Here is a 4,327-nt window from a genome sequence, read left to right as displayed (position 1 = left end):
CGGTCTCCTGGACCACCCCCCACAACGAAGGCCTGAAGCGGATCGTAACCCCCACCGGACCACCCCACCAATGGGCCCACGACCGCCGAGCGGTCGTGGCCCCTTTCGTCTGCGCCGGCGGCTAGAGCGACAGGGTGGCGGTCAGCCGCGGGTCGTCGAGGGCGTGCGCGGCGGTCACCTCGTACGGGCCCGGGACGGTCTGCCAGCCCTCGTCCCAGACCTGCCAGGTGCGCGGCGGCAGGGGGACACGGACGGTCACGGTCTCGCCGGGGTGGGCCTCGACCGGGTGGAAACCGGCCAGCCAGCGGGCCGGCCGTTCCGGCGCCGGCGACTCGCCCTGCGTACCGGCGTACACCTGGACGACCTCGCGGCCGAACCGGGCGCCGGTGTTCGTCAGGGTCACGACCGCCTCGGTGGCCGACACCGACAGCGTCTCGTACTGCCAGCTGGTGTAGCCCAGGCCGTGGCCGAAGGCGTACAGCGGGGTGGTGCCGGCCCGCTGCCAGGCCCGGTAGCCGATGAAGACGCCCTCGTCGTAGGCCACCTGGCCGTCGCGGGGGACCACCTGAAGGATCGGGCAGTCCTGCTCGCGGCGCGGCCACGTGGTCGGCAACCGGCCCCCCGGCTCGGTGACGCCGAGCAGCACGTCGGCCAGCGCCGCCCCCGCCTCCTGCCCCGGGAACCAGGTCAGCAGCACCGCCGCCACGTCGTCGGCCCAGGGCAGCAGCACCGGCGAGCCGGCGTTGACCACCACGACCGTGCGCGGGTTCGCCGCTGCCACCCGTACCACCAGCTCGTCCTGCCGGCCCGGCAGCGAGAGTGACGTGCGGTCGAAGCCCTCGGACTCGACCTGCTCGGTCGTGCCCACGACGACCACCGCGACGTCCGACGACGCCGCGAGGGCCACCGCCTCCTCGATCATGCTGTCCGCCGAGACGCCCGGCGCCAGGTGGCCCAGCGTCGCGCTGACCGTGTGGGCCATGCCCGGCTGGATGCTCTGGCGCAGCACGACCTCGACCGGCTCGCCGGCTGTCAGCTTCGCCACCGCCCGCTGCTCGCGCGGGGAGAGCAGCAGGTCGGCGCGGGTGGCGCCGGGCGGGTGCAGCGTGCCGCTGTACAGCTGCTGGGCGCCCACCCGCAGGTCGAAGGTGCCGAAGCCGGACACCGCGAAGGTGTGCTCGCCGTCCTGCTCGGGCGTGAACGTCGTGCGCATCTCCAGGCCTGTGACGACGGCCGGGTCCAGGCCCGCGGGCAGGTCGCCGATCCAGCGCACGGCGGCGGTGTCGACGTCGAAGCGGTGCCCGGCGCCCAGCAGCTCGATCGACGCCGGCTGTGGCAGCGCGGGCAGGAACGGACGCGGGTCGGCGCCGACGGCGTGCACCACGTCCACCCCGGACAGCGCCCGGCTCAGGCCGTCCAGCGGGGAGATCACGTGCGGCGGCACCACCTGGGCGCTGCCGCCGCCGAGCACCCGGGCGTCCGTGGCCAGCGCCCCGATGACGGCGACCTTCGTCAGCGCCGCCGGCTCCAGGGGCAGCGTGAACTGCTCGTTGCGGGCCAGCACGAAGGACCGGGCCGCGACCTCGTGCGCCACGGCGTCGCCGTCCAGGTCCGGCGGGAAAGAAACAACCGCCGGGGGTACGCCGTCAAGCACGCCCACCCGGCCGGCCAGGCGCAGCACCCGCCGTACCTTGTCGTCGATCAGCTCTTCAGCCACCTCGCCGGCCCGCACCGCCGCGACCAGCTTGGCCCCCCACGGGTTCTCCAGCGCCGGCATGGCGATGTCCAGCCCGCCCAGCGCGGCGGGAACCGTCTCCCGGGCCGCCCGCCAGTCGGAGACCACGATGCCGTCGAAGCCCCACTCGTCCTTGAGGATGTCCGACTGCAGCCGGCCGTTCGACGCCATCGGCTCGCCGTTGACGCCGTTGTAGGCGCTCATCACACCCCAGCCGCCGGCCGCCACCACCCGCTCGAACGGCGCCAGATACAGCTCGCGCAGCGCCCGCTCGCCGATCCGCACGTCGACGGTCATCCGGTCGGTCTCGAAGTCGTTGCCCACCAGGTGCTTCACCGTGGTGCCGACGCCGTGCTCCTGCACCCCGTCCACGAAACCGACCGCGATCTCGCCGCTGAGCAGCGGATCCTCCGAGTAGCACTCGAAGTGCCGGCCGCCCAGCGGGGTGCGCTGCAGGTTGACCGTGGGGCCGAGCAGCAGGTGCACGCCCTTGCGCCGGGACTCCTGGCCCAGCAGGTGCCCGGCCTTGCGGGCCAGCGCCGGATCCCAGGTGGCGGCCAGCGCGGTCGGGCTGGGCAGGGCGATCGACGGGTCGTCGGGGGCCCAGCCGGTGCCGCGGACGCCGATCGGCCCGTCGGACATCACCAGCGAGCGCAGCCCGATCTCCGCGATCGCGGGCAGGGACCAGAAGTCCTGGCCGCCCAGCAGCGACACCTTCTGTTCGAGGGTCAACCGGGCCAGCAGGTCATCCATGGAAGCGCTCCCATCACGTTGAATGCCCAAGATCCTACGTGCGGAGGTAGGACGCCCCGTTGAGGTCGATGATCGTCCCAGAAGCCCACTCGGCCTCGGCCGACGCCAGCCAGTGCACCGCACTCGCGATCTCCGCCGGCCGCGCCACCCGGCCGAACGGGCTCTGCGCCCGGATCGCGTCCCCGCGTGGCGACTTCAAGTGCTCGTTGGTCATGTCGGTCTCCACGAAACCCGGGGCCACACAAGCCACCCCGATCCCGTACGGGGCCAGCGCCACCGCCAGCGACTGCGCCATCGAGTTCATTGCCGCTTTGCTGGCGCCGTACGCGGGCTGGTCCGGCTCGCCCCGGAAAGCGCCGCGCGACGACACGTTGATGATCCGGCCCCCGCGCTCGCGCATGTGCTGCGCCGCTGCCCAGGACGCGTTCGCCGCCCCGAACAGGTTCACGTCGAAGGTGGCCCGCCAGTTGGCCAGCCACTGCTCGTAGCCGGTGCCGAAGATCGGGTGCGGGCGGTCCGTGGGGCCGAACACGCCGGCGTTGTTGACCAGCACGTCCAGGCCGTCCAGCCGCTGCGCCGCCTCGTCGACCATCTCCCGTACCGCTGTGGGGTCGGCCAGGTCGGCCTGCACCACGATGTGGCCGCGGCCCGGCAGCGCCGCGGCCAGCTCCTCGGCCAGCGCGGCCGAGTCCCGGTGATGGATGGCCACCCGTTCGCCGGCCTCGGCGAAGCGGGTCGCGACGGCCCGGCCGATGCCGCGGGAGGAACCGGTCACGAGGATCGCGCGTCCTGTCATGGCCTCACTCTAGGATCTTCGGCGTGGACAACGACTGCCTGTTCTGCCGCATCGTCGCCGGGGAGATCCCCGCGACCGTCGTGCACGAGACCGCCACCACGCTGGCCTTCCGCGACATCGACCCGAAGGCCCCGGTGCACGTCCTGGTGATCCCCAAGGCGCACCACCGGGACGTCATCGCGCTCGCCGCCGACCCCGCCGCGGCCGCCGACGTGCTGGCCGCGTCGGCCGCGGTCGCCACGGCCGAGGGGGTCACCGGCGACGGCTTCCGGCTGATCTTCAACACCGGCAGCCACGGCGGCCAGGAGGTCTTCCACGTGCACGCCCACGTCGTCGGCGGCCGGCCGCTCGGCCCGATGGTGGCCCGGTGACCCCGGAGCAGCGCCTGGAGCGCGCTGTCCGCCGGGTCCAGGCCGACGCCCGGGTGCCCGCCCTCTCGGTCGCCCTGCACCGCGCCGACCGCAGCCTCTGGACCTGCACCGTCGGCACCTCCGGCCACCCCCGTGCCCTCGACGCGCAGAGCCGCTTCCGGATCGGCTCGGTCACCAAGACCTTCACGGCCGTACTGGTCATGCAGGCCCGCGACGACGGCCTGCTCGATCTCGACGACCCGATCGCCACCCACCTCGACGTCCCGTCGCACGGCACCGCCACCATCCGCCGGCTGCTCTCGCACACCGCCGGCTTCCAGCGCGAGCCGTACGGCGACGTGTGGGACCTGCTGGTCGCACCCGACGACGCCGCCCTGCTCGCCGACCTGGCCAAGGCCGAGCGGGTGCTGCCCAACAACCGCCGCTACCACTACTCCAACCTGGGCCTGGCCGTGCTCGGGCAGCTCGTCGCCAAGCTGCGCGGCGGCACCTGGGCCTCGGTGCTGCACGAGCAGATCCTGGAACCGCTCGGCCTGACCTCGACCACCGTCGAGCCGACCGGCGACGCCGTGGTCGGCTACCTGGTGGACACCTATTCCGACGCCGCCCGCCCCGAACCACAGCTCGACATGGGCGGCGCCGCCCCGGCCGCGCAGCTCTGGAGCACCGCCG

4 protein-coding genes are annotated in these 4,327 nt (G+C 73.7%); 2 read left to right on the top strand and 2 right to left on the bottom strand.

Features of this window, described 5'->3' with window-relative positions:
* Positions 1–121: 121 nt before the first annotated feature.
* Both AB0C29_RS36020 and AB0C29_RS36015 read right to left on the bottom strand, forming a co-directional pair.
* On the bottom strand, positions 122–2,488 hold the full coding sequence (locus AB0C29_RS36020) for a glycoside hydrolase family 3 C-terminal domain-containing protein (protein ID WP_360830085.1): 2,367 nt from the start codon (positions 2,486–2,488) through the stop codon (positions 122–124).
* Between the two features lie 34 nt (positions 2,489–2,522).
* Positions 2,523–3,284, bottom strand: a complete 762-nt coding sequence (locus AB0C29_RS36015; RefSeq protein WP_360830082.1) for an SDR family oxidoreductase — start codon at positions 3,282–3,284, stop codon at positions 2,523–2,525.
* A gap of 23 nt (positions 3,285–3,307) precedes the next feature.
* On the opposite strand from AB0C29_RS36015, the gene AB0C29_RS36010 reads away from it, so the two are divergent.
* Together AB0C29_RS36010 and AB0C29_RS36005 are read left to right on the top strand one after the other, a co-directional pair.
* Positions 3,308–3,655, top strand: a complete 348-nt coding sequence (locus AB0C29_RS36010) for an HIT domain-containing protein (protein WP_360830080.1) — start codon at positions 3,308–3,310, stop codon at positions 3,653–3,655.
* A partial coding sequence (locus AB0C29_RS36005; protein ID WP_360830077.1) for a serine hydrolase domain-containing protein occupies positions 3,652–4,327 on the top strand: 676 nt, incomplete at its 3' end. The genes AB0C29_RS36010 and AB0C29_RS36005, both read left to right, overlap by 4 nt.

The organism is Actinoplanes sp. NPDC048791, assembly GCF_040650095.1.
GTDB lineage: Bacteria > Actinomycetota > Actinomycetes > Mycobacteriales > Micromonosporaceae > Actinoplanes.
Note: the sequence above shows the minus strand (reverse complement) of the source record. Positions and strands in the feature narration are given on the sequence as shown.

What these genes read in the sequence shown, in the direction of transcription:
- AB0C29_RS36020 (WP_360830085.1), bottom strand. Translation starts at nt 2,488, where the DNA reads ATGGATGACCTGCTGGCCCGGTTGACCCTCGAACAGAAGGTGTCGCTG.
- AB0C29_RS36015 (WP_360830082.1), bottom strand. Translation starts at nt 3,284, where the DNA reads ATGACAGGACGCGCGATCCTCGTGACCGGTTCCTCCCGCGGCATCGGC.